The sequence below is a fragment of the Akkermansia sp. BCRC 18949 genome (genome assembly GCF_045011645.1).
In the GTDB taxonomy this organism is placed as follows: domain Bacteria; phylum Verrucomicrobiota; class Verrucomicrobiia; order Verrucomicrobiales; family Akkermansiaceae; genus Akkermansia; species Akkermansia massiliensis.
This window is the reverse complement of record NZ_CP123619.1, coordinates 949,001-974,724: the sequence shown is the minus strand read 5'-3', so window position 1 is coordinate 974,724 and position 25,724 is coordinate 949,001. Positions and strand designations below refer to the sequence as shown.

Annotated in this window: 21 protein-coding genes and 1 tRNA gene; 11 read left to right on the top strand and 11 right to left on the bottom strand. The window is 60.5% G+C overall.

Annotation, left to right across the window (positions count from 1 at the left end; all coding sequences use genetic code 11):
- Positions 1-17: 17 nt before the first annotated feature.
- The 4 genes from P8A25_RS04020 to P8A25_RS04005 all read left to right on the top strand — a co-directional run bounded on the left by P8A25_RS04020 (position 18) and on the right by P8A25_RS04005 (position 4,189).
- The gene (locus P8A25_RS04020) at positions 18-398 is read left to right on the top strand and encodes a hypothetical protein (protein WP_022397485.1); all 381 of its coding nucleotides are present in this window, start codon (positions 18-20) and stop codon (positions 396-398) included.
- Positions 399-513: 115 nt separating this feature from the next.
- Complete coding sequence (locus P8A25_RS04015; RefSeq protein ID WP_022397486.1) at positions 514-2,655, top strand: DNA gyrase/topoisomerase IV subunit A; 2,142 nt, start codon at positions 514-516, stop codon at positions 2,653-2,655.
- Between the two features lie 94 nt (positions 2,656-2,749).
- Positions 2,750-2,824: transfer RNA gene (locus P8A25_RS04010), tRNA-Thr, on the top strand.
- A gap of 783 nt (positions 2,825-3,607) precedes the next feature.
- On the top strand, positions 3,608-4,189 hold the full coding sequence (locus P8A25_RS04005) for a putative peptidoglycan-binding domain-containing protein (protein WP_251828043.1): 582 nt from the start codon (positions 3,608-3,610) through the stop codon (positions 4,187-4,189).
- A gap of 144 nt (positions 4,190-4,333) precedes the next feature.
- On the opposite strand, the gene P8A25_RS04000 is transcribed toward P8A25_RS04005, so the two are convergent.
- Together P8A25_RS04000 and P8A25_RS03995 are read right to left on the bottom strand one after the other, a co-directional pair.
- Positions 4,334-4,717, bottom strand: coding sequence for a hypothetical protein (locus tag P8A25_RS04000; RefSeq protein WP_022397488.1), 384 nt, complete (start codon positions 4,715-4,717; stop codon positions 4,334-4,336).
- A gap of 103 nt (positions 4,718-4,820) precedes the next feature.
- Complete coding sequence (locus tag P8A25_RS03995) at positions 4,821-5,147, bottom strand: hypothetical protein (RefSeq protein ID WP_022397489.1); 327 nt, start codon at positions 5,145-5,147, stop codon at positions 4,821-4,823.
- Between the two features lie 368 nt (positions 5,148-5,515).
- Here P8A25_RS03995 and P8A25_RS03990 point away from each other — a divergent pair, with 368 nt between their 5' ends.
- Genes P8A25_RS03990 through P8A25_RS03975 form a run of 4 tightly spaced genes read left to right on the top strand, consistent with a single transcriptional unit; the run spans position 5,516 to position 11,586 of the window.
- Positions 5,516-6,403 (top strand): ParB/RepB/Spo0J family partition protein, encoded by an 888-nt coding sequence (locus tag P8A25_RS03990; RefSeq protein WP_102721066.1) that lies wholly within the window; start codon positions 5,516-5,518, stop codon positions 6,401-6,403.
- Positions 6,404-6,426: 23 nt separating this feature from the next.
- Positions 6,427-7,371 carry a M28 family peptidase gene (locus tag P8A25_RS03985; RefSeq protein ID WP_215442768.1) on the top strand — a complete coding sequence of 315 codons (945 nt, stop codon included), beginning with the start codon at positions 6,427-6,429 and terminating at the stop codon, positions 7,369-7,371.
- A gap of 37 nt (positions 7,372-7,408) precedes the next feature.
- Positions 7,409-9,391 carry a BatA and WFA domain-containing protein gene (locus P8A25_RS03980; RefSeq protein WP_022397492.1) on the top strand — a complete coding sequence of 661 codons (1,983 nt, stop codon included), beginning with the start codon at positions 7,409-7,411 and terminating at the stop codon, positions 9,389-9,391.
- Positions 9,388-11,586 (top strand): hypothetical protein, encoded by a 2,199-nt coding sequence (locus P8A25_RS03975; protein WP_215442769.1) that lies wholly within the window; start codon positions 9,388-9,390, stop codon positions 11,584-11,586. Before P8A25_RS03980 ends, P8A25_RS03975 begins: the two co-directional genes overlap by 4 nt.
- Positions 11,587-11,640: 54 nt before the next feature.
- Here P8A25_RS03975 and P8A25_RS03970 read toward each other — a convergent pair whose 3' ends face one another.
- On the bottom strand, positions 11,641-12,858 hold the full coding sequence (locus P8A25_RS03970) for a hypothetical protein (RefSeq protein ID WP_022397494.1): 1,218 nt from the start codon (positions 12,856-12,858) through the stop codon (positions 11,641-11,643).
- 189 nt (positions 12,859-13,047) lie between these two features.
- Here P8A25_RS03970 and P8A25_RS03965 point away from each other — a divergent pair, with 189 nt between their 5' ends.
- Positions 13,048-13,404: a hypothetical protein gene (locus tag P8A25_RS03965; protein ID WP_404838773.1), complete on the top strand. Its 357-nt coding sequence runs from the start codon at positions 13,048-13,050 to the stop codon at positions 13,402-13,404.
- A gap of 19 nt (positions 13,405-13,423) precedes the next feature.
- Here P8A25_RS03965 and P8A25_RS03960 read toward each other — a convergent pair whose 3' ends face one another.
- From P8A25_RS03960 to P8A25_RS03930, 7 genes are all read right to left on the bottom strand, one after another.
- Positions 13,424-14,404, bottom strand: coding sequence for a bile acid:sodium symporter family protein (locus P8A25_RS03960; RefSeq protein ID WP_022397496.1), 981 nt, complete (start codon positions 14,402-14,404; stop codon positions 13,424-13,426).
- A gap of 37 nt (positions 14,405-14,441) precedes the next feature.
- The gene (tyrS, locus tag P8A25_RS03955; protein ID WP_102721061.1) at positions 14,442-15,623 is read right to left on the bottom strand and encodes a tyrosine--tRNA ligase; all 1,182 of its coding nucleotides are present in this window, start codon (positions 15,621-15,623) and stop codon (positions 14,442-14,444) included.
- A 257-nt stretch (positions 15,624-15,880) separates the two neighbouring features.
- Complete coding sequence (locus tag P8A25_RS03950) at positions 15,881-16,111, bottom strand: hypothetical protein (protein WP_404838772.1); 231 nt, start codon at positions 16,109-16,111, stop codon at positions 15,881-15,883.
- A gap of 59 nt (positions 16,112-16,170) precedes the next feature.
- On the bottom strand, positions 16,171-16,533 hold the full coding sequence (locus tag P8A25_RS03945; RefSeq protein WP_102721059.1) for a DMT family protein: 363 nt from the start codon (positions 16,531-16,533) through the stop codon (positions 16,171-16,173).
- 19 nt (positions 16,534-16,552) lie between these two features.
- A complete protein-coding gene (locus P8A25_RS03940) occupies positions 16,553-17,509 on the bottom strand; it encodes an ABC transporter permease (protein WP_250715176.1) in 957 nt (318 codons plus the stop codon).
- Entirely contained in the window at positions 17,506-18,420 is a 915-nt protein-coding gene (locus tag P8A25_RS03935) for an ABC transporter permease (protein WP_102729144.1), read from the bottom strand. The genes P8A25_RS03940 and P8A25_RS03935 overlap by 4 nt, the downstream gene beginning before the upstream one ends.
- Positions 18,421-18,425: 5 nt before the next feature.
- Positions 18,426-20,285 carry a peptide ABC transporter substrate-binding protein gene (locus P8A25_RS03930; protein WP_215442771.1) on the bottom strand — a complete coding sequence of 620 codons (1,860 nt, stop codon included), beginning with the start codon at positions 20,283-20,285 and terminating at the stop codon, positions 18,426-18,428.
- A gap of 468 nt (positions 20,286-20,753) precedes the next feature.
- On the opposite strand from P8A25_RS03930, the gene P8A25_RS03925 reads away from it, so the two are divergent.
- On the top strand, positions 20,754-22,889 hold the full coding sequence (locus tag P8A25_RS03925; protein WP_215442772.1) for an alpha-L-fucosidase: 2,136 nt from the start codon (positions 20,754-20,756) through the stop codon (positions 22,887-22,889).
- Positions 22,890-23,244: 355 nt separating this feature from the next.
- Here the strand turns inward: P8A25_RS03925 and P8A25_RS03920 are convergent, their stop codons facing one another.
- Positions 23,245-24,210, bottom strand: a complete 966-nt coding sequence (locus tag P8A25_RS03920) for a thioredoxin family protein (protein ID WP_022397506.1) — start codon at positions 24,208-24,210, stop codon at positions 23,245-23,247.
- Between the two features lie 213 nt (positions 24,211-24,423).
- Here P8A25_RS03920 and P8A25_RS03915 point away from each other — a divergent pair, with 213 nt between their 5' ends.
- Positions 24,424-25,647, top strand: coding sequence for a saccharopine dehydrogenase family protein (locus P8A25_RS03915; RefSeq protein ID WP_215442773.1), 1,224 nt, complete (start codon positions 24,424-24,426; stop codon positions 25,645-25,647).
- Positions 25,648-25,724: the final 77 nt, after the last annotated feature.

Below are 25,724 nucleotides of genomic sequence, written 5' to 3'. Positions count from 1 at the left end.
AGCCACTCGTCAATATCATGAACTCCAACGACAGCACCAAAAACAAGAGGCGCTATACGCCTGAAGAAAAACAATCCGTTCTTGACTTCATCGCTGAACGGAAAACTCAGAACAAAAGAGGCGCCCAGAAGGAAGCCGCTGAACGCTTCGGCATCAGCACGGTAACCATTTCAAGCTGGATGAAGGCCACCAAGGCCAAGCGCGGCCGCAAGCCCGGCACCAAAAATACAGCCGCTCCCAAAGCTCAGCCTCTCGCTGCGGCCCAGCCCGCGGACCTGCGCCGCCTGGCAGCAGTCCTGGAAGAAATCGCCGACCTTGAAGCCCAGACAACCAAGCTCGACACCCTACGCGCCGAAGCGGAGGAACTCAAAAACAGACTTACGGCCAAACAGGCCTGATTGCGTTTAGCCATTCCTTTTTCCGGTAACCGGCTTTCCTTAACGGAAGGCCGGTTATTTTCTTTCCGGAGATCGCACTTGCCCCTCCGGAACAATTCCTTTAATATTTGCGCCCGTGACTCAACCCGCCCACATTGCTCCCGCGAGCCAGTCCGTGGAAGGCATGTATGCCGACTACTTTCTGGATTACGCCTCGTACGTCATCCTGGAACGGGCCGTACCCAAGATCAATGACGGGTTCAAGCCCGTGCAGCGCCGCATCCTGCACGCCATGGACCGGCTGGACGACGGGCGCTATAGTAAAGTGGCGAACATCGTGGGGGACACGATGAAATTCCACCCGCACGGCGACCGCTCCATTGCGGACGCGCTGGTGGGGCTGGGACAGAAAGGGCTGCTCATTGACACGCAGGGGAACTGGGGCAACATCCTGACCGGGGATCCCGCGGCGGCCTCCCGCTACATTGAAGCGCGCTTCACCTCCTTCGCCCGTGAGGTCGTCTTCAGCCCCAAGGTCACGGAATGGCAGCTTTCCTATGACGGCAGGAACAAGGAGCCGGTCAGCCTTCCCGTCAAATTCCCCCTGCTCCTCGCCCAGGGAGCGGAAGGCATTGCCGTAGGCCTTTCCAGCAAAATTCTTCCCCACAATTTCAACGAACTGATTGAAGCCTCCATCGCGCACTTGCGCGGCCAGCCCTTCCAGCTTCTGCCGGACTTCCCGACCGGAGGCGTGATGGACGCCACCAACTACCGGGACGGGGAACGCGGCACAGGGCGCGTCCGCATCCGGGCGCGCATCCTCACGGAATCGAAGAAGCTTCTCCGCATCACGGAAATTCCGTTCGGGGTCACCACGGAAATCCTGATTGATACCATCGTCTCCGCCGCGGAAAAGGGGAAGATCAAAATAGCCCGCATCGAGGACAATACGGCCCAGCACGTGGACATCCTGGTGCATCTCCCGGCCGGAGCGGACCCGGAGCAGACCAGGAAAGCCCTGTTCGCCTTCTCCGCCTGCGAGGTCAGCATCTCCCCGAACGCCTGCGTCATCGTGGAGGAAAAGCCCCGGTTCATGTGCGTGAGCGACATCCTGCGCTACAACACGGACTCCACCAGGGAAATCCTGCGCCAGGAACAGGAAATACGCCTCAAGGAACTGAACGAGGCATGGCACCAGGCAAGCCTGGAAAAGATTTTCATTGAAAACCGCATTTACCTCTCCATTGAAGATTCCGAGACGTGGGAGGAAGTCCTCGGCACCATTGACCGGGAATTGCAGCCGTTTGCCGCCCAGCTGCGCGCGCCCATCACCAGGGACGACCTGGTGCGGCTGACGGAAATTAAAATCAAGCGCATTTCCAAGTTTGACGCGTTCAAGGCGGACCAGCACATCCGGCAGCTTGAAGCGGACATTGAACAGACGCAGAAGAACCTCAGCCAGCTCACCAAATTCACCATCCGCTGGTTTGAAGCCCTGCGCAAGAAGTACGGCGCGGCCTATCCCAGGAAAACGGAAATCTCCTCCTTCGGCTCCGTGGACCGCGCCCAGGTGGCCGTGGCCAATGAAACGCTGTATATTGACGAAGAAGGCTTCGCCGGGTACGGCGTCAAGAAGGGAAACCCCGTCTGCAAATGCTCCACGCTGGACGACGTGCTGGTCATCGACAGCGCGGGCGTGCTCAAGATCGTGCGGATTCAGGACAAATTCTTCGCCGGTAAGAACCCCCTTTATATTTCCGTCATCAAGAAGGATGATGACCCCGTGTTCAACCTGATCTACCGGGACGGAAGGGACGGCCCCGTGTACGCCAAGCGCTTCCGCATAGGCGGCTTCACCAGGGACAAGGAATACCCGCTCACCCGCGGCGCGAAGGGAACGCGCATCTTCCACTTCTCCGTGCATGAAACGGAGGAAAACAGCTCCCAGATCAGCGTGAACGTCTATCTGAAGGCCGTGCTGAAGCTCCGCAACCTGGTCAGGCCCTTCCACTTCGCGGACCTGAGGATTAAAAACCGCGGGGTCCAAGGCAACATCATTACCAAACATCCCGTGGAGCGCGTCTCCCGCATCATGCCCCCGGCGAAAACCGGAGACGAGGAAACGGAGGAAGAAACGCCCTCCCCTTCCGCTGCCACGGAACAGGCGGAAAACACGTCCGTTCCGGATACGGAGACGCCGCAGGCCGGAACATCTCCCGGACCGGAGGAACCTCCTGCCGGACCGGCACTGGAGCAGGGCTCCCTGTTTGACTCCTGAAGCGGTTAAAATGAGGCGCGCCATGCCTGCCACCCCATTTTCGGCTTGCCACCATGGGCCATCTTCTGTAGATATGGGCCACCTCATTCACCACGCCGCTTTAGCTCAGTGGTAGAGCACCCGCCTTGTAAGCGGACGGTCGTCAGTTCAAATCTGACAAGCGGCTCCATTATAAACCCCTCAAGTTCACCGCTTGAGGGGTTTTCTTTTTCTTGCCAGGGAGAACCCAGTCCCACGTCAGGCCGCACGTCAAAACGGAAAAGGCCGTTCCCTCCGGATTTGTCCTGAAACGGGAATGCGCGGCATGCCGTTTCCGATTACGCCCATCCTGAACCGGAAACGGAGGCAGGAGTTCATACCGCCCGCAGTATCCGGAACACGACGGGCCGCATTCATAAAAAAGCCCCCTGGCACGGAGGCCAAGGGGCGAAGTATCCTAACGTAAAGTCCTTTGACTGTGGCACCATTCCCAACGGGACGCAAGACTTAATCATCCTTTTTGCGCATAATAAATTCCGGGTGCACCGAAGCAGTCGCGGAAAACCCCTGTGCCATGCTTCGGAGAGGAGCGCCACTTTCCTGAATGGCTCCCAGAGTCCGGGGAATATCCGGAAACGATTCCACGGCGTCTTTAATGCCGCCAATCTCCGGAAATGGAAGGAATCACTATCCCTCACCGGGTTTTGTGAATTTCAGGCGTTATGCTTTTTGTTTTCAATGGTTCATGAATAGCCTAGGAATAAAGGGCCCAGCGCCGCCGGGGAAAGAACGGCACCCCCATGCAGGGACGCATCAAACCGCTCCGGAGACGCCTCATTTATTCCCGGCAGCCGTGCATGCAGCTCAAGCGGCGGACCGTTCATTGATGGAAAACGGCAGGTCAAAAAGCCATTTTTCCCCTTGAAGACGCATTCATTGCAGGTCCGCCGAACCTCCACCATTATTGGAACCTATGAATACTACAGAAAAAAAGATGGCTGCGGCCATTCTCCGCTTTGAAGACGATCGCGTCACCGGGCCGGCCTCCCTGCGCGTTTCCCGCCTCCCTGCCGCTGACAAGGGCGGCAAGTGGGAAATTTGCGGCATTTGCGACGTCATTGAACCTGCCGTATTCAACCGCCTCAAAGCCTTGCTTGACGCCGGAAAACAGGAAGAAGCCTGGGAAGGCTGTCTTCAATATATTCTGGACAATACCGCCGCCGTCCGTTCCTGGATTGGTTCTGACGCCCATCCGGGCATTGAGTTCTTCCTGCGGGACCATTATTTCAATTCCGGCAGCAAGAACACCGGGAAGATATTGCAGCGAGCCTTGAACGACCACGGCGCCGGAATTGCCGTGGACGGCATTCCCGGAAAACAAACCCGGCAAACGCTGCAAACCGTTCTTGCAGAATCCGGAGAACGCAAACTCCTTGACAGCCTTTACGAGCGACGCGAGTCGTTTTATTGTTCATGCAGGCAGTTCAGCACCTTCGGTAATGGCTGGCGGAACCGTTGTAAAAATGCCTACGAGTTCGCCGCCGCCCTGGCCTAGCAGGACTTTCACCAGAAATGCCGCGAACCGGGAAGCGGCCGGCGCCTTTGAATGCCTAGCACGCTTTCATCAGGGCGTCCTCCAGCAGGCAACAAAAGCATCCATGCGGTTTTCCGCATGGATGCTTCCGTTTCTTCAACAGGGTCAGGAGAGCGGTCCGGCAACCGCAGACGCCGCCAGCAGGCGGCAGAACCGGGAAGAAGACAACTTCATCAGCCGCCCGTCCCCGCGCTTGCCATGCTGGGTCAGAATCCATGGCAGGGAAAGAATTTCCCGTTCATAAGTCAACAGTTCCCGCACCTCTCCCGCCAGAAAATGGAGATGCCAGGCGTCGCACCGTTCCGGTTCAAACCGGCAGCGGACATCGATAATCCTGCCGAAAGGAGCGGAGGAATCCACCCGGCGCGCCATCAGGACAAGCTCCGGGGTACGGACATAGACATCCTGGCAGCGCCCATCCTCATCCATCTCTTCTTCCCTCCTGCCCGCAGCCAGATAATAGGCGGCGGCGGCTGATAAAGCGTTCATGCCATCCCCCTTTCGCCACAGGCCATTCACTTCCGCAATTCCCGCCGGGACGGCTCATGCAGAACCGCTTGTCCCGACAGGTTGCGGACCGGACGGCACGGAATCATTTGCCTTTCCGGATTCTCTGGATCACAGGCTGTACCTCCGTCTCCGGCTGGGCCTGGGAATAGGACAGGCGCCCCGGTTCCAGCACCAGGCACGCGCCGTCCCTGCATATCTCCGTCCGCTCCGCAGTCACGTCTATGGTATGCCCGCAGCCTGAAAGGAGGGAGGACGCCGCATAGGCCGCTCCCGCCAGAACCACCCACAGGAGGCGTTCCCACCACGTCAATCCGGGCCGGTACTTGCTTTTCTCATAGGCGTTTTTCATGCCCTGCTTTCCCGCTTCCAGAGCGGCTTTCTTTTGTTCTTCCGTCAGATTGAGCTTCATCGGCGGGCGGGGGCAAGGGGTTCAAGGAATTCAGGTGCGCGCTGCGCCGCAGCGGTTCCACAGGGAAAGCCCGCGCCATGGCAGGATTGTTCATTGCTGTTCATCTCGTTCATTTGTTGGTTCATGGCCTTGAAACGCCCCCTGCCCTGCACAGGACAGGATATCCGCAGCCTGCCGGAAACCAGCGCGGCGGCAGCGGGCCGTTCAAGGCACCGCCATCTTTGACCTGCCCGCGGGGTGGGGCGCAACACGCCTGACACGTCCGGGAACATGGAGGATGAAACCGGCCGCACACGCGGGAATTTCCGCTGCGGATAACAAATACCCTGTTGAAAACGGAACCGGTTCATGCTAGTTTCTTCCCTGCTATGGCAAAACCGGCTCTGGGGAAAGGCTTTGACGCCCTTATCAATCAAAATCTGTCTCGTGAATCCTTGGCGGCTCCCCAGGCGGGAGACGTTGTGCATCAATTATCCCATGCCTCTATTATTCCCAGCTCCCTCCAGCCGCGCGCCATCTTTACCCCGGAACAACTGGCGGAGCTGGTGGACTCCATCAAGGAGCACGGCATCATCCAGCCGCTGATCGTCCGGAAAACGGAAAGCGGCAAGTATGAGCTCATTGCCGGGGAAAGGCGCTGGCGCGCTTCCGGCATCCTGGGCCTGTCCACCGTGCCCGCCATCATCCGGAAGGCTTCCGACAAGGACGTGCTGGAGCTGGCGCTGATTGAAAACCTCCAGCGTGAAAACCTCAGCCCGCTGGAAGAGGCCTCCGGCTACATGCGCCTGAAAACGGAATTCCGCATGAAGCAGGGGGACATCGCCAAGCGGGTAGGCAAATCCCGCGCCGCCGTAGCCAACAGCATGCGGCTTCTGGATCTTCCCCAGGCGGTCCAGGACATGCTGGGCAACGCCTTCATCAGCGTGGGGCATGCCAAGGTGCTCCTGTCCCTCAAGAACCAGGACCAGCAAATCCAGCTCGGGCGCGACATCGTCAACAAGGGCTACACCGTGCGCCAGACGGAGAAAGCTATCCAGAAGCTTCTCAATCCTCCGGAACCGGCGGCTCCCGCCAGAAAGCCCTCCTCCCCGCAGTACAAGAAGATTTCCAGCGTGCTCGCCAAACAATTCGGCACGCCGGTAAATATTTCCGGACAGGGAAGCCGGGGCTCCATTGAGATCACCTTTTCCAGCAAGGCCGAATTCGTCCGCATTCTTGAACTTCTGGGCCAGGATGAATGGTCCGCTTCCAAGTAAACCTTCCACTCCGTCTTTTTCCCATGACGCCCCGCATCGGACTCATCCTGCTCACGGCCCTGCTGATGCAGTGCGGAAATCCCGTGGAAACGCCCCTTCCGGGTGCGGAAACCATTCCCGCCCGGCTCCAGGAAACAACCCACTTCAACGGAGGAAACGCCATGTTCCACGCTGCCCGGATGACGGAGATGGGGGACCGGGGTTCCGGCACTCCAGGCTACCGCCAGCAACTGGACTACCTGAAGAAGGAACTGGCCAAACACGGCTGGATCTGTCAGGAGCAGTCCTTTGAACAGGAAACGTCCAAGGGCCCCATCCAGTTCGTCAACCTGCGGGCCCGCTTTAGCAAGGCGCCGGATTTCCAGGCTCCGGTCCGGGGACTGCTGACCTGCCATATCGACACCAAGCAGGGCATCGCCGGCTTCACCGGGGCCAATGACGGGGCTTCCGGCGCAGCGGCCATTCTGGAAACGGCCCGCATCCTGGCCGGGGAACCCGCGCGCGCCGGGAAATTGGAGCTGGTGTTTTTTGACGGAGAAGAGAGCTTTGCGGAACACATGGACAGTGACGACGGCCTGTACGGCTCCAAGCACTATGCCGCCGCCATGCGGAAGCCGCTGCCCAAGTGGATGATCAACCTGGACATGGTGGGGCGGCAGGGAAAAAAGATACGCATCCCGGTCATGACGCCCCAGTCCATGTACCGGGTTTATTCCCGCGCCATTCGTGAACTGGGCTATTCACCGGAGGAATGGGGGGTCTCCGGCTACGCCATTCTGGACGACCACGTCCCCTTCATGGACCTCGGCATGGATACGCTGAACATCATCGACGATTTTCAGGACGGCAACTGGTGGCACACGTCCAAGGACAACATAGGCATTCTGGGTGAGAAATCCTTCAAGCAAACCGGAGAAATGACCCTGCATATCCTCCGCCAGCTGCTGCCCGACCCGCCCTCTACCTGACAACCAGGCCTGAATCCCCAACTACCCCTATCCTCCCATGTCCTTCACCTCTCCCTGGCTGCTATGGGCCCTCTTTGCAGCCTCCATTCCCATCATCATTCACCTGGTCAACAGGTGGCGGCACCGCTCCGTCCATTGGGCGGCCATGGAATTCCTGCTCCGCGCCGCCAGGGAAACCCGCGGGACGAAAAAACTGCTGCACTACCTGATTCTGGCGCTGCGCGTCCTGGCCGTGGCGGCGCTGGTGACGGCCTTTGCGCGGCCCCTGCTCAGCAGCTTCTTCGGCTGGGGGAGTTCCGGACTGAATGAAGTCCTGCTGGTTCTGGACCGTTCCGCCTCCATGGACGCACGGCCGGACAAAACCAACTCCCTGCGGGACGCCATCCCGCCGCTGGTGGAATCCACCTTTGCGCAGCTTGGCCACTGCCGCCTGTCCCTGCTTGATTCCGCCACCGGAACCGTCACCCAGATTCCCGCCCCGGAAGCCCTGGCGGACCTGACTGTCAGCAAAACCACGGACGGCGGCGCAGATATTCCGGCCCTGCTGCAAAAAGCCATCCCGTATCTGGAGGAGTCCGGTTCCGGAAAGACGGAAATCTGGATTGCCTCAGACATGCAGGCCTCCTCCTGGAGGCCGGATTCCCCCCTCTGGCCCGGCGTGCGCCAGCGGCTGGCCGCTCTGGCCATTCCCCCCTCCATCCGCATCATGGCCCTCCGCGACAGGCCGGAAAGCAACCGCGGCATCAGGGTCAGGCAGGCCCAGGTGAACAACGGCAGGCTGGTGCTGGACCTGGAGGTGCTGCGCCAGGGTTTCAACCCCAACCAGCCGGAGGACGTGCCGGTACACCTTTCCGTGGATAATGCCGCCGCCTCCGCCACGCTGCAACTGGCCGGGGAAAGCACCGCCATCAGGAAGGAAATTCCGCTGCCGCAGGGGAAGGAATCCGGCTTCGGCTTCGTTTCCCTGCCTCATGACGACTTCACCAGGGATGACATTTCTTTCTTCACCTTCGCCCCCCGGCCCCTCGCCAACATCCTGATCTGCGGCCCTTCCGGAGAAGTGGGGAAAACCCTCTCCCTGATGTCCGCCCCTCCCGGCCTGCCCAACAGGAAGGCCACGATGCCCGGCAACACGCGGGCGGCGCAGGCCGCTCTGGCCTCCCAGTCCATGGTCGCCTGGTACGGACCGCCGCCGCGCGCGGAAATGGAAGAAAAGCTACTGGCCTTTATTGAAGAAGGGGGAATCGTCCTCTTCCTGCCGGACGATACGGCCCACGGCACGCGGCATCCGTTCCTGGGCGTCTCCTGGGGAGCGATGGAAACGGCCCCGCCCGAGGAGTACTACCGCCTGGAAACATGGGACCGCCAGCGCGGATTCCTCCGGGACGGTTCCGACCAGGCGGCCATTCCCGCCAACCGGCTCCGCGCCGTGCGCCGGAAGCCCCTGCTGGGCAAATACCGCACCCTGGCCTCCTGGGATGACGGCACCTGCGCCCTGGCCCAGGTCAGGGCCGGAACGGGTTCCGCCCTGTTCCTGGGGACTCTGCCCAGATATTCCTGGTCCAACCTGGCGGACGGCCACCTGCTGCTCCCCCTGCTCCAGCGCATGGCGGACCGCGGGGCGGAACGCTTCTCCACTTCCATCTCCCTCCGGGTGAATGACCCGGCCCTGCCGCAATCCGCCACGGACATCCCCGTGCGCATGGACAACGCCCAGGGCAGCCACCCCTCCGGCTCTCCGGCGGACACGGCAGGCGTGTACCGCCTGGGAGCGCAGACCTATGCCGTGAACCGCCCCTGGTCGGAAGACAATCCGGACCAGATTACGGATGAAAAGCTCCGCCTCCTTCTGCCGGAGGCCTCCATCAGCTCCATGCAGAGCACGGCGGAAACGCCCTCCCTGGTGCAGGAGGCCTGGAAACTCTTTCTCATCATTTCCCTCGCCTGCCTGCTGCTGGAAGCTTTCCTGTGCCTGCCCAGGCACACGGCCAAACGTCCCTCCCCCACCATCCGCCCATGAGCCTGAGCCTTCAACCTACCGCTTTAAGCGTCCTCCTGGCCGTCCTGGTCATGGCGGCCGGCGTCTGGATGAGCCGCACCGCCTGCAAACGCAACCGCCGTCCGCTGACGTTCAAGCTGGAACTCCTGCGCCTGGTGATTCTGGGGGCCATCTGCTTCCTGCTCTTCCAGCCGGAATGGGTCGTCACCTCCGCCCCGCAGGAGAAGCCCAAGGTCTCCATCCTGGAGGACCGCTCCGGCTCCATGGAAACGCAGGACGTGGAAATCACCCCCCAGCACGTCGTTACCCGCACGGCCTACGCGCAGGAGCTGATCAAGGGCAACAGCACGGAATCCCTGAAAGACACGCACGTGGTGGAATCCGCCGCCTTCGGCTCCCCCCCTCCGCCGGATTCCCCGGATTACGCCATGGCCTGCACGGACCTGGCCAAGCCGCTGGAGGACGCCATGCAATCCTCGGACAACCTGCGGGCGGTCATCATGTTCACGGACGGCGGCCACAACGCCTCCTCCTCCGTGCTGACGCAGGCCCAGCGCATGCGCACCAGGGGCATTCCCCTCTTCATCATTCCCGCCGGCAGTCCGTACCCCCTGCCCGACCTGGCCCTCCAGGACGTGAAAGCCCCCACCTACGGCATCATCGGGGAGACGGTGCAGATCCCCTTCACCATTAAAAGCACGCTGGGCAAGGAAACGCGCACCACGCTCACCCTGGCCTCCAGGGACACCGGAAAAACCGTCACCCGCACGGTCACCATCCCGGCCCAGGGGGAAGTGTCCGACGCCGTCCTGTGGAAGATAGAAAAGGAAGGGGCGGAAACGCTGGAGCTCAAGCTCCCCGTCCAGCCCCAGGAACGGATGCACAACAACAACGCCTCCTCCTTCAGCATCGCCGGCAGGAGGGAATCCATCAAGGTGCTGGTGATCGACACGCTGCCGCGCTGGGAGTACCGCTTCATCCGGAACGCCCTGTACCGCGACCCGGGCGTGGACGTGCATACCCTGCTCTTTCACCCGGGGCTGGAGGAAATGGGGGAAGGCCCCGGCTACCTGGTCAAATTCCCGGACAGGATGGAAGACCTGGCCCAGTATGACGTCATCTTCATCGGAGACGTGGGGCTGGGCCCCAAGGGGCTGACGGAGGAACAGGCCGCCCTGCTCAAGGGCATGGTGAAAAACCAGGCCAGCGGCATCGTCTTCCTGCCCGGCTACCAGGGCAAGCAGATGGAACTCCTGAAATCCGAGCTGGGAGACCTGATGCCCGTCACGTTCCTCACCGCCAAGCCGGAGGGAACCACCCAGCCAGCCCCCTCCCCCCTCATCCTGACGCCGGAGGGGCGCGGCTCCCTCCTTACCATGCTGGCGGATACGGAGGGTGAAAACGAGGAAGTGTGGCGCAACCTGCCGGGCTTCAACTGGTACGCCCCGGTGGAACGGCCCAAGGCCGGAACCACCGTCCTGGCCGTGCATGCGGCAGACAAAAACGCCTACGGCCGCATTCCCCTCATCGTCACCCAGTCCTACGGCAACGGAAAAGTCCTCTTCATGGGGACGGACTCCGCCTGGCGCTGGCGGCGCGGCGTGGAGGACAAATACCACTACCGCTTCTGGAGCCAGGTGGCCCGCTGGATGAGTTACCAGCGCAACATGGCCGCCGGGGAAAGAATCCGCCTGATTCCCAACCCGGAACGCCCCCGCCTGGGGGATACGCTGACCGTCAACGCCATGGTCTCCGACAAACTGGGGGCGCCTCTCCAGAACGGGGAAGTCTTCCTGGACATCACCGCCCCGGAAGGCACCACCAGCCGCGTGCAGATGGACAACATGGACCACACCTGGGGTTCCTTCACCGCCTCCGTCAAAATCAACCGCCCCGGCACCTGGAAGCTGACCGCCTCATCCTCCGCGGAACCGGACAAATCCGTCACGCTTCCGGTCATCACCATGGGCGAGACGCTGGAAAAAACCGGCCAGCCCGTCAATACCGCCCTGATGGAGGAAATGACCTCCATCACGCGCGGACGCATGGTGAAGGCGGAGGAAATACAGCAGCTCATCAAGGAAATCAAGGAGCTGCCCGTGCCGCCGCCCATGGAAACACGCATCCTGCTCTGGTGCAGCCCGTACACGCTCGCGGCCCTTCTCTTCCTGCTCACCCTGTTCTGGATAGGCAGAAAACTCAACGGCACCATCTGACCCGGTGCGCTCCGGATTTTCCGGAAACCGGAGGCTTTTCCACCCCTCCTTCCGTCATTTCTCCGCCGCCTTTTTCCCGTCCGCAGCGGAAGGGGCGGACGGTGAAAACTTCAGCTTCACGCCCAGTTTTTTCCAGGCTGCGGCCATTTCCCTCTCCACCTCTTCCGGAGCCTTCCCGTCCAGCAGAACGGCGTGCGCCCCGTTGACGTCCTCCGCATCCCAGGCTTCCAGGTAACGCCTGAGGCGTTCCGCCTTGCCGTCCCCTTCCAGATGGCACCAGTACACCGTCCATAACAGATCGGCCCAGTACCGGGACGCGTCCCCCTTTGAAGGGAGGCCATGGCCTGCGGCGGAATGAACGGAATCCCGCGCCAGCAGGTCCGCCAGGGCAGGCAGCGGCTCCCTGCCCGTGCGCACGGCGCGGGGAAGCATGGCAGCCAGCCTTCCCGGGAGCTTCCGGAATACCATCGCCTCCTTCTCCATGGGAAGAAAAGCCATGTACGCGGAAAAACCGTCCACCAGCCAGTGTTCCAAATCCATGGACTGCGCCACCCAGTGGGTGACGGCAAAGCGCGGATCCACCGCGTCCAGCTTCAGCGGCTTTCCCTTTTTATCCCGCAGCAGCAGGGCCGTAAAACTGGTGGGGGAAAACTTGAGCCTCCCGTTCCGCAGGCCCGGCGCCTTGTTGAAATCCTCTTCCTGAAAACATACCCTCACCAGATACTTGCGGGAGGGGCGGCGGGCCACCGCCAGATTCATGGGAACGGCCGCCAGGGCGGACAGAATGGTTTCAAAACGCCGCGCCAGGGCCATATGTTCCGTTTCCGGCAATTTTCCGGGGGACTCAATGACGAAATGGTCCGTTTCATACACGCTCAGCTCATCCGTCTCCTGCACGGCCTTCACCAGCAGATAGCCGGGCGCGGCCGCCCTCTCCGGCCACGGAGCGTCCCAATTCGGCTCCAGGGGAACGTAACGTCCGCCGGACGCACCCTGCGCGGGAGGGTTCTCCGCCCCCACATCCGTATCCGGAAGCGTGCCGCCGGACTTCACCCATTCCAGGATATACGCCTGGTCGGCGCCGGAAAAAACGTTCTTGGGAACGGCTACTATCCGGCCGTCCTGAAGCTTCAGGTCCACCTCCGCATCACGGACGGCCACCAGCACGGCTACGACGGTAGCGCCCCGGTCATTCGTCCAGATGCGCGCCTGAACGCTTCCGGCCAGGCTCAGTCCTGTCAATACGGACAGTATCTTTACGGGCACGGTCATAGGGCTCCCTTTGTCCGCACAAGCTACCACATTGTCCCGCGGACGCAATCCTTTTTCCGTCCACCCTTGCTCCGCCGGAACCCGTTCCGCCAAAAGAACATGGAGCGGCTCCGCGTCATGGCTTTCCTCCGGAGGGGTTGACACGTCCCAGTAAAACCCATAATCTTATGGAAGAAAGGAAAAGCAGGCATGCACATCAGTCCCCTCAGAAAAAACATTCCGCTGACCGTCGTCACCCTGGCGGCCCTGGGCATCATGCTCTTCCTGTTCTTCATGCACCCCTCCACCCCGGAGGAATCCCTGGAATTCTACACGCCGGACGGCAACGGCGTAGGCTCCTTCCGGGTGGAAATCACGGACATGCCGTCCAACCCCGCCTATACGGAAGTGAAGATCATCCCGGAGGACATGGAGCCCTTCCAGCGGTTCATGTCCAAATCCCGCAACAAGCCCGTCACGGCCAAAATCCCCTCCTACGGCAGCCATGTAGTCGTTCCTGGCCGGGACATGCAGTGCGACGGAGTCCTGCGCCTGGCCGGGCATTGACCGGCAAGCGGAGGCTGCCTTACAGCTTGTCTCCCTTTCCCACGTCCTTCGCCCACTTCCGGGCCAGGAAGGAACAGACCATCAGCTGGAGCTGGTGGAAAACCATGATGGGAATCACCAGCAGCCCGATGGGCGCTCCGGCAAAAATCACGTTCATCATCGGGATGCCGGTGGCCAGGCTCTTCTTGGAGCCGCAGAAAATAATCGCGATGCGGTCCTCCCGGGAGAAATGCAACTTGCGGGAAAGGAAGGCCGTCAGCCACAGGGCCGCGGCCAGCAGAATGCCGCAGAAGACAAGCACCTCCACCAGGGAGAGCCAGGGCAGGTTCTTCCACACGCCGTTAATCATCGCATGGCTGAACGCCGTGTAAATCACCAGCCAGATCGTGCTGTGGTCCGTCCAGGAAGTAATGTTCCGGTGCGTGACCACCCATTTGCCGATCCAGCGCTGGGCAACCTGCCCGGCCACAAAGGGCACCAGAATAATATAGCAGATGTTCAGGAAGGTGGAAAAATCCACGCCTCCCTCCCCTCCGCGGGACCACACCAGCCCCACCAGCAGAGGCGTGAGGAACACTCCCAGCAGACTGGAAACGGAGGCGGAGCAGATGGCCGCGGCCACATTCCCGCCCGCCATGGAGGTGAACGCTATGCTGGACTGCACCGTGGAAGGCAGCATGCACACGTACAGCATGCCCATGCACAAATCCGGCCCCAGCACGCTGTTCCACAGCGGCATGCTCAGAATGCCCAGCAGGGGGAAAATCACGAAGGTGCTTGCAGCCACCAGGCCCTGGAGGCGCCAGTGCATCAGCCCCTCCCATACGGAGCGGCGGGAAAGCTTGGCCCCGTACAGGAAAAAGAGCAGGATGATGGCCGCATCGCTCAAGCGGCTGAACACCGTATCCCACACGCCGGAACAGGGAATCAGAATCCCCGCGCTCACGCTGACGATGAGGCCGACGGTAAAGCGGTCCAATTTGGAAAGGAATCCCGGCATGGAGGAAGGAAGAAAGGTGAACGCCGTTTCCGGCTCCCTACTTGAAGCGCACGGCGTGCTTCTTGCTCAGGCGCAGAACGCTGCCGGGGGCCAGCTCCGGCACGGCGGCGGGGTCCGTCACCTTGGCGTCGTTCAACTGGATGGCGCCGGGCGTGAAATGCTCCTTGCGCAAAACGCCGTTGGACTTCTTCACCTGGAAAACGTTCTCAAAAAGGAAGGCCACCAGGGCCAGCGCATTCATGCCGGCAGGCAGGGAGGCGATCTCCACTTCCGGCAAATCCGCGGCGGCCAGGTCCCTCTTGGAGAAACGGGTTTCCCAGTCCGCGCGGGCGGCGTCCGCGGCGGCGGAGTCGTGATAGCGGGCCGTAATCTTCCAGGCCAGCAGCTTCTTGGCTTCCATCGGGTGCAGTCCCATGTCCCGCTTCTCGCCCAGCAGCACCTGGTAATAGCGGTCCATCAGCTCGTCGCTGGCGCTCATCATCTTGCCGAACATCATTTCCGGCGCTTCATCCACGCCCACGTAATTCCCGTAGGACTTGGACATCTTGCGCACGCCGTCCAGGCCTTCCAGCAGGGGCATCGTCATGGCGATCTGGGGCAGCATGCCCTCCTCCTTCTGGAGGTCGCGCCCTACCAGGATGTTGAAAAGCTGGTCCGTGCCGCCCAGTTCCACGTCCGACCGGATTTCCACGGAATCCCAGCCCTGCATGATCGGGTACTGCATTTCGTGCAGGCGCACCTCCTTGCCGCCCTCCACGCGGGCCTTGAAATCCTCCCGGGCCAGCATCTGCTGCATGGTCACGCGGGAATTGAGCTTAAGCACTTCCTCATACGTCATCTTGCGGAACCAGTCCCCGTTGTAGACGATCTCCGTCCTGTCCCGGTCCAGAATCTTGAACGCCTGCTTGGTGTATGTCTCCGCATTCTCCAGCACCTGTTCACGGGAAAGAGGGGGCCGCGTGACGGAACGGCCGGAGGGATCCCCGATGGTGGCCGTGAAATCCCCGATGAGCAAAATGGCCTGGTGGCCCAGTTCCTGGAACTGGCGCAGTTTTTCAATAGCCACGGTATGGCCCAGGTGAATATCCGGCGCGGTGGGGTCCACACCCAGCTTCACGCGCAGGGGACGGCCCAGCTTGAGGCGCTCCTTCAACTCTTCACGGCTGATCACGACGGCGGTACCGCCCATCAATATGTCTAATTGCTCATCTATAGTCATTGATCTGGCGCATAGAGTGCCGGGGGCACCGCGCCTTTTCAAGCTTATATCCTGTGCGCGAAGCATCAGGCCCGGCAAAGGGCCCTCCGGAGCCCGTGCCGGTACCGGGAAGCGGGCGGCCCGGAGGTGGTATCCGTGCCACGCAGGGAACGGCATGCCAAAACTGCGTCCCTTCACACGCCCTTCCCGCCAACGCCGCTCCATGGTTTACGCTGCCCTTTTCCGCAAGCGGCGGCGTTCCTGCGGAACCGCAAAAACTACATGAGCTGGTACAGGCGGGGATAGGAAGCCTGGTTGGCGGTCACGTAATGCGGGCGGGGCTTGGGACCCGGCCTGTTCTGCCCGTGATGCCAGCCGTTGTTATAATCATTATGGTTATAATGGTGCGACGGACCGGGGCGGTAATAATCATTATTATTATGGCGATGGTGGCAGCCTGCGGCCAGGACGGCTACGGCTGATGCTGCAAGAATAGGTATTATTTTCATATTCATCTTTCTAAATGGTAAGACCACCCTGAAAGAGGAATGCGAACGAAAAAAGTCTGTCACCCGAGCAAACGCTCCCTATTGACAAAGAAAACGGCCCCCAGCACGCATAAAAAAGCCCACAGGTAGTCCCACTTCCATTTCTCCCCGATGTAGAACAGGGCGAAGGGGATGAACACGCACAGGGTGATCACCTCCTGCATGATCTTGAGCTGGGCCACGTTAAGGCCTCCCGCATTGCCCAGGCGGTTGGCGGGAATCATGAAGCAGTACTCGAAAAACGCCACGCCCCAGCTCATCAGGATAATCAGCAGCAGGGGCTTGTCGTCCGCCGCGGAACCCTTCTTCAAATGCCCGTACCACGCCCACGTCATAAAAACGTTGGAGACCACCAGCATGGAAATCGTTAAAGCAACCTTCATTGTCTTTTATTCAAAAGCGTCAATCCTTGGAAGACTTGGGGTCCAGGGCGTCACGCAGCCCGTCCCCCAGGAAATTCAGCGCCAGCAGGGTAGCGGAAAACAGCAGTGCCGGGAACAGGAGCAGTTCCGGGCTCACCTCCATGCGGTCCGCCCCCTCCTTGATCAGCGTGCCCCAGGAAGAATTGGGAGCCTTCACGCCCAGGCCCAGGAAGGACAGGACAGCCTCCAGCAGCATGATGCCGGGAACGGCCAGCGTCGTGTACACGATGACGGACCCGAACAAATTCGGCGCAATGTGGCGGAACAGAATCTTCATGTGCCCGATGCCCAGGGAGCGGGCCGCCTCCACGAACTCCTGCCCCTTCAGCTCCAGCGTCTGCGTGCGGACGATGCGCGCCAGCGTCAGCCAGCCCAGCGCGCCGATGGCGATGAAGAGGGGAATCAATCCGGTCATGGGACTCACCATCTCCACGGACCAGCCCGTGACGCCGGAAACCCACTGCGTCAGCTGCTGGGCGGGTTCCTCCACGGACAGGGAGAAAATAATCACCAGCACGATGAACGGCAGGGCGAAAAGCACGTCCACCAGGCGCATCATCAGGGCGTCCAGCCTGCCCCCGGCATAACCGGAAACCAGCCCGTACGTCACGCCGATGACCAGGGAAACGCCCGTGGCCACCACGCCCACCAGCAGGGAAATGCGGCCCCCGTACAGCACGCGCGCCAGCAGGTCCCGCCCGAGCTGGTCCGTGCCGAACCAGTGCTGCCAGGAAGGACTTTCCGCAATGCGGGACAGGTCCTGCACATTCGGGTGCGGCAGCCACGGCAGCAGCGGACCCAGAAAACAGGCCGCCACAATCAGCGCCAGCGCCAGCAGGGAAAACATGGCCGCGCGGTTGCGCGAAAGCCGCAGAAAGGCGTCTCTCCACAGGGAGGAGCCCTGCTCCTCCATGCTGTTCCATTCCCTGTTCTTCATGACTCCGCCCTCAATCTGGGGTTGACGGCCATCTGCACCAGGTCCACGGCCAGGTTGGCCGCTACGATCAGGATGCCGTAAAACAGGACAAGCCCCTGGATCAGGAAATAATCCCGGTCCGTGGTGGCGTTCACGAAATGCTGGCCCATGCCGGGAACCTGGAAGCAGGTCTCCACTACAAAGGAGCCGGTAATCATGGCGGCAAAGGCCGGCCCCAGATAGGAAAGGGCCGGAATCAGGCCGCCGCGCAGGGCGTGCTTCCAGACCGTGCGGAAGGGGCCCGCCCCCTTGGCGCGGGCCGTCCTGATGAAATCCTGTCCCAGCACCTCAAGCATGCCTCCGCGCGTCAGGCGCGCTAGGTACGCGGCATTCACCAATCCCAGCGTCAGCGCAGGCAGCACCACGCAGCCGGGAGAATCCCATCCGGCAACGCTCAGGCCGGGCACATGCATGCCCAGCGCCACACCCAGCAGCGGAGCCACCACGAAGGCGGGAATACAGATGCCGGCCATGGAAACCAGCATCACCCACCAGTCCATCCACCGGTTCTTGTACAGGGCCGCCACGATCCCGGCGGGAATGCCCACCAGAATGGAAATCACCATGCCTATGACGCCAAGCTGGAGGGATACCGGGAATGACTGGCCGATCATGTCCGCCACGCTGATGCCCTCCTTCACCAGGGACGGCCCCAGGTCGCCATGGACCAGCATGTTCCACCAGTAGCGCCCGTACTGGACCAGGGAGCTCTGGTCCAGCCCGTAGCTGGTCTGGAGCTGCTGGAGGACGTGCTCCGGCAGCTTCTTCTCCCCCATGAAGGGGTGGCCCGGCAGCAGGCGTATCAGGAAAAACGTCACGGTCTCCAGCACCAGCAGGACCAGAAGCCCCTGCCCCAGGCGTTTCAAAATCATCCTGGTCAAGGCGCGGCCTCCTTCCCCTGCTCCCTGGGCGCGCCCAGGCTGATGTCTTCAAACAAATGGTTGTCCAGCAGCAGGGGATGCCATCCCCGCACCTCCGGACTCTTCAAATAGGACCGCCTGGCCCAGTACAGGGGAATCACCGGAGACTCCGAAAGCATCAGCGCTTCCGCACGGGCCAGCAGGGCCATGCGCTTCTCCTGGTCTCCCGTGGCGCGGCTCTCCGCCAGCAGGCGCTCATACTCCGGGCGGGACCAGCCCGTGTTGTTGTTCCCGGAGGCGGAGCTCCACAAATCCAGAAAACTGGACGGGTCCAGATAATCCCCGGACCAGGAGGAGGAACTGAAATCATACTGCATGGAATTCTGCGCGAACTTGTAGGCCGTCCATTCACAGGAACGGATATCCACGTGAACGCCCAGGTGCCTCTTCCACATGCCCTGGATGGCTTCCGCCATCGTCTTCTGCACCTCCCTGGACGTGGTCATCAACTCCAGCCGCGGAAACCCCTTTCCGCCGGGGAAACCCGCCTGCGCCAGCAGGGCGCGCGCCTTCTCCGGATTGAACTCCACCCCGTGCGGCGTCTTGTAGCCTGCGCCGTCCGGCGTAAAGCCGAAGCACGGCTGGCCGCCCCCGCACACCACGTCACGCACCAGGGTCTCCCGGTCCACGGCCAGGGAAAGGGCACGCCTGACGCGGGCGTCATCCAGCGGCGCGCGCGACGTATTTAGCCGGTAAAAAATAGTCACGTAATAATCATCCTGGCAGAAATCACCGCCGCCGCGCTCCCGCGCGTACGCCGTCATTTCCGGGGGAACGTTATTGGTGACATGGAGCTTGCCGTTGAAAAACATGCGGGTTTCCGTAAAGCCGTTCACGGTGGGTAGAAAACGGACCCCGTTCAGCCGGACGGAGGAGGCGTTCCGGTAGCGGGGATTGCGCCGCACCTCCACATAATCATTGAAACGGTGCTCCGCCATCAGAAAAGGACCATTCCCCACAGCCTTGCCGGGCCGCGTCCAGCCCCCCGTCCTGTCCAGCATGCCGCCGTGGGCTTCCACCGCATGGCGGGGAACCGGAAACCAGGTGCAATGAAGCAGCAGCAGGGGAAGCTGGGGCATCGGAGAACGCATTTCCAGCTCCAGGGTATGATCGTCCGCGGCGCGCACGCCCACACGGGCCTCCTCCCACAAATCCGGTCTTCCGGCCCGGACATCCTCCAGCATCCGGGCCGCGATTCTCCGCGCGCCTTCCTCCGGCATTCCGTCCGGCCACTCCATCCGGGAAATATCCTTCCGCAGCGCCTCCAGCTCCCGGGCGCCCATGCCGTCCAGCCTCTCCCAATCCACCCGTGCCAGAGCCTCTCCATCCAGACCCGCTTCCCCGGCCAGCCGGGAACCGGGGCCGCACAGCAGCAGGCTGCGCCTGTTCCGGTTGTAAGCCTCCGCATTCTTCAGCGGATAAAGCATGTCCGCATACCTTCCGCCAAACTCCGGATGAAGCAGGCGGTGGTAGGCATAAACGAAATCATGGGCCGTCACCGGAACGCCGTCGCTCCACACGGCGTCCTTCCGCAGGGAAAACCGCCACTTGTCCGCCTCCGGATTATGCGTCCAGGACTCCGCCACGGCTGGATGAAAAACGGCGTCATCCCTGGAATCCCCGCGCAGCAGCCCTTCCATCACGGCATTGATAATCTTGAAATCGGAAACGGAGGTGGCAATATGCGGATCAAAACTCTGCGGTTCCGCATTATTGCCCACGATCAGCACTCCTTCCTCCTGCGCCCGTTCCACGCTGGTACGCGTATCGCATCCGGCGAGCAGCAGCATCACACAGAACATCATGAACAGGCGCATGGCGGGATTCTGTCAGGTTTCCTTCCCCCGCGCAAGGCTTCACCTCAAGAAATACAACCGCCGCTCCGCGGCTCACGGAATCTTCCCGGAAATCCCTCCCTCCGCTACTGCCGGGCATCATGCCGCTCCGTTCACGGCCGGCCCGTACTTGTGGACATTCCTTTGCCGGCAGGGAGGCGGTTCCTCTCCTGAACCAAACCAACAACGGGCACGAAACACTTCCCGAGGGAAAAACCGGCCGCCGCAGGATATCTTCACAAAAACCGTCTAAAAGAGACGCTTGCGCGCCGGGAAGCCTGGGCAAATACGCCGCCTGTCCTCCCCCGCCTCAGATGCATGACGTGCCGCCTTCCCATCCCCCACAGGATTCTACCGGAAGGAAATCCCGGAAACCGCCTCCACTGGTCTTTTCTGAAACAGTCTTTTTTATCCTGTTTTCCCAACTGTTCCTCCCTTAATTTTTCCCCCATGTTTAAACTCAAAAACCATGCCTTCTGTCTTCTGACCGCATTTGGGGGGATGCTCCTCACTCCGGCCTGGGGAGAGCCCGTAGCTCCGTGGCTCAGAGCCTACATTAACGGGGAGGAAGTGGTCGGAACCACGCTGGAGAGCCGCTACAGCACTCCTGAGGACGAACCCGCCAGCCCTGTCATCCAATGGGAAAAAGCGGATTCCCGGACCGGAAAGCCCGTGCTGGTGCAGCAGGGCAAGGACGCGGAATCCTACACCCTGACGGACAAGGACGCCGGAAAATATTTCCGGATCATCGTGGGCGGCGGCACGAAGGATGCGATTGCCAGCCCGTGGATAGGCCCGGTCATTACGGAAAAGCAGGCGGAAAGCATCAACAATCGTTTTGACCCCGGAAAAAGCTATCAGGAAAACGTGGACGCACTCCAGAAGGAGCTGTCTGAAAAGCTCAAGGACGCCGTTTATTTCACCGTGGACACGGACAAACTCCACGGTGCCCCCTACGCGATGGCGGCCAACGAACGGATAGCCCTGCCGGAAGACATCAGGCCCTTCCGGGAAAACGGGAAAATCTATGTAAACCACCCCTTTGTGCAGGCCGTTTTCAAGAAGGAGCTGCCGGACGAAATCATGGAGGAAGCGGGCGGCCAGAAGGCCTACGAAATAGGGAACGTGGCCAGGGCGCTGAAACTCAACCTCTGGCTGGGAGACAAGGAAAAGGCTCCCCTCCCGAACTTCCGCATGCAGCCCATGGCGGAAGGACTGGTGGTTCTTTCCCCTGAAAAAAACGTCTTTTCCCCGGTCGCGGACCGCGACCTGATCAATGAAGCCGTCAACAGGCTCTTCGACTTCAAGGCCAGTGACGAACAGTTAAAATGGTTCCGGGACGCCAAATTCGGCCTCTTTGTCCACTGGAACCCCTCTTCCCTGCTGGAACGGGAAATCAGCTGGGAACGCAATGCGGCGCGCCCCAAAGACAGCGCAAGCGGCCATAAAAACATCATGGACTTTGAATATGACTCCGCCCACCGCCGCTTCAATCCCAAACAATACGATCCCCGGAAGTGGATGTCCGTCGCCAAAAAAAGCGGCATGAAATATGCCGTGCTGACCACCAAGCACCACGACAGCTTCTCCAACTTCCCCTCCGACTACGACACCTTCACCATCGCCAATACCCCCTACGGCAAGGATATCGTGGGGCAATTCGCGGCGGCGGTCCATGCGGCAGGGCTCAGGCTGGGCTTCTACTACTCCGGGCGGGACTGGTACAATCCCTACTACCTGACCGACCAGCACTACCGCTACCTGGAATACTACTTCGGCCAGATCAGTGAACTGCTCACCCGCTACGGACAGGTGGACGTGCTGTGGTTCGACAGCCTGGGCAACAGCTCCCTCAACCAGTGGGATCCCCGCACCATGATGCGCCGCATCAAGCAGTACCAGCCGGACATTCTGGTCAACAACCGCATGAACGGCACCCGCGGAGGCAACAAGGGTCCGCTGCCCGACGACCTGAAAGGAGATTTCCTGACGCCGGAATGCAAGCTGGGGCCGTTCAATGACAAAACGCCCTGGGAAAGCTGCATGACCGTGGCGGACATCCCCGGCACCCGCTGGACGGGCAACTGGTCCTACACCTCCAAGGCGAAGGCCAAGCCCGTGGAAACCTCCATCAAATTCCTGATCAACAACACCGTCAAGGACGGCAACCTGCTTTACAACATCGGACCCACGCCGCTGGGCACGTTCGACCCGAAACAGGCTGAAACCTTCCTGGCCATGGGCAAGTGGATCGCCCCCTACCGGGAAGCCATTTACAACACCCGCGGAGGTCCCTACAAGGACCAGCCCTGGGGCGGCAGCTGCTACAAGACGGACCGGCGCGGCAAAAAAACCGTCTACCTGCATGTCAGCCCGCTGATTGCTCAACAAGGAAAAGAGCTGAAAGGCTCCGAACCTCTCTTCATCAAGGACATCGGCGAGAAATTCACAAAAGCGACCGTCATCGTGAACGGCAGTGGAAACGGAAAAGCCGCCAAGCTTGAAAAGGAAGGCGCCCAATACAAAATCACGCTGCCCGCAGGCGTGGCCTGGGACAGCCTGGACACCGTCATCAAGCTTCAATAACGCCCTTTTTCTCCCACGGAGAGAGCATGCAGCCAGCCGGCCCGGCATCATGCCGGAGCCGGTTTTTTTATTCCGCAAAACAGGCATGCATGCTCCACAGGATTTCTTTCTCTTCCATAACCGGGCTTGGCGGAAAGAGCGGCGCGGCGCGATGCTCCCTTCTCCGCAGCCGCGTGTAAAAGAGGAACAGACGCCTTCAAGGCAGGCTGCACCCGGCGGGAACTGACGGGCACCCTCTCAACGGAAGCCGCTTAAGCGAGCAGCTCATGGCGAAAAAAAGAAAAGCCCCGCAACGGCATGAACCGCTGCGGGGCCGTTTTCCAAAATCAGGGGATCAAGGAAAGGGAGCTTTTACTTACTTGCTCTGGGCTTTCTTGGCTGCTTCAATCTGAGTTTTGATCTGGTCCTTGTTGGCAAGAATGCCGGCCTTGATGCGGGGAGCACGCTGCCCGGCTTCCGTACCCGGCATCAATTCGGCCACCTTGTCCAGAATCAGCACGGCACCGTCTACGTCACCAGTGGAATTCAGGTAGGTCCCGAACTCCATCATCAGCAAATCCTGCTGGGTTTCCGGCAGAAGCTTGTCACGGTCGGGATAAGCCTTGACCACCTGGAGAGCTTCCGCAGGCGTGGTCTTGTCCGTCAGCTTGCCGGCAAGATAATCCTGGACGTCCTTCTGTTCCTTCTTAAGCTGGTCGGCGTGCGCGTCAGCGGCTTTCAAGCCGGACTTGTCATCCTTGTCCAGCTTCTTGATTTCCGCCTTCACGTCGCCGTAAAAATTGTCCACATACTCCTGGGGCGCCAGCTTGAGCACTTCCATCAGGGCGGCAACCTTCGCTTCATCCGTGGTGGCCTTGGCTACATTTGCCTCAGCGGCGTTCAGGGCTTCCTTGTTCTTCAAGGCGTCCTGCATGGCCTTCATCACGTCATCCTTGGAACGGCCGCCCACAAATCCCCCGAAGGGCTTGCCGGAAGCGTCCGCAAACACGATCGTCGGGAATCCCTGCACGCCGTACTGCTGGGCAAGCTTGTCATTGGCGGCTTTCATTTCCTTGGACTGTTCCTTGCCGCGCGGATAATCCAGCTCCACGAGCACGAAATTCTTCTGGGCGTCCTTCTGGAAATCAGGCTTGCTGAACACGTTGGCGCGGAGCTGCATGCAGGGCGGGCACCAGTCGGAACCGGTGAACTCGATCATGAGGTCCTTCTTCTGTTCGGCGGCCTGCTTCTTGGCGGCATCCATATCGGTAATCCATCCTTCCGCGGCAAAACAGGGAGCGACGCAGGCGGCAACAACTATTGGCAGAATTTGTCTAATCATATCTACAGTTCAATATTGAAGAGTCCGACATCCAGCGTCAATCTCTTGTTCAATCATTTTTGGAAAATTTCCAAAAGGCCGCGCCTTCCGCAAGGAAAACGCCGTCCGGCAGCCGACAGGAACGGCCATTTGGACCGTGGGAAGGCAGTGTCATTATTGCACCAAATCCGGGGTTGCCTTTCAAACTGTTTTCACTTATGTACTGGGCATATCATGAACACGGTTTTAATCATTGGAGCAGGCGGCGTCGGACATGTGGTAGCCAACAAATGCGCCCAACTGCCGGACATCTTTCAAAACATTCATCTGGCCTCCCGCACGAAAAGCAAATGTGACGCCATTGCGGACGATGTACGCGCCAGAACGGGCGTCAATATCACCACCCACGCCGTGAACGCGGACGACGTGCCCGCCACCGTGGCCCTCATCCGGGAAGTCAAGCCGCAGCTGCTGATCAACGTGGCCCTTCCCTACCAGGATTTGAACCTGATGGACGCCTGCCTGGAAACCGGCGTTAACTACCTGGACACCGCCAACTATGAACCCCGGGACGTAGCCAAATTCGAATACTCCTGGCAATGGGCGTACCAGGACAAATTCCGCAAGGCCGGACTCTTTGCCCTGCTGGGCTCCGGCTTTGACCCCGGCGTCACCAACATCTTCACGGCATGGGCGCTCAAGCACCACTTTGACGAAATCCATACGCTGGACATCATTGACGTCAACGGCGGCAATCACGGCAAGGCCTTCGCTACCAACTTCAACCCGGAAATCAACATCCGGGAAGTGACTGCCCCCTGCCGCCACTGGGAAGACGGCGCCTTCCGGGAAACCGCCCCCATGAGCATGCACCGGAGCTTCACCTGCCCGCAGGAAGTGGGCACCTATGAAATCTACCGCATGTACCATGAAGAAATGGAAAGCCTGGTCAAGCACATCCCCACCATCCGCCGGGCCCAATTCTGGATGTCCTTCTCCCCGAACTACCTCAAGCACCTGGAAGTGCTCCAGAACGTGGGCATGACCCGGATTGACCCGGTCATGTACAATGGAGTGGAAATCATTCCGCTTCAATTCCTCAAGGCTGTGCTGCCGGACCCGGGGGACCTGGGCAAGACCACGAAAGGAAAAACCTGCATCGGCAACGTCATCACCGGAACCAAGGACGGCCAATTCAAGGCCGTGTACATCTACAACATCTGCGACCATGAAAAATGCTTTGAAGAAGTTGGATCCCAGGCCATCTCCTACACCACGGGGGTTCCGGCCATGATCGGCGCGGAAATGATCCTTACGGGCAAATGGTCCGGCGCTGGCGTCTTCAACATGGAGCAGAACGATCCGGACCCCTTCATGGACGAACTCAACAAGCGCGGCCTTCCCTGGCACTGCGTGGAACTCACGGAAGAACAGGCCAAAGCCCTGCAAGTCCATTGACAGCAGCCTCCGGCCGAAGCCGTCCGCTCCATCAAAAGCCGGGCATTGACTTCTCAAATGCCTGGCTTTTACTCTCT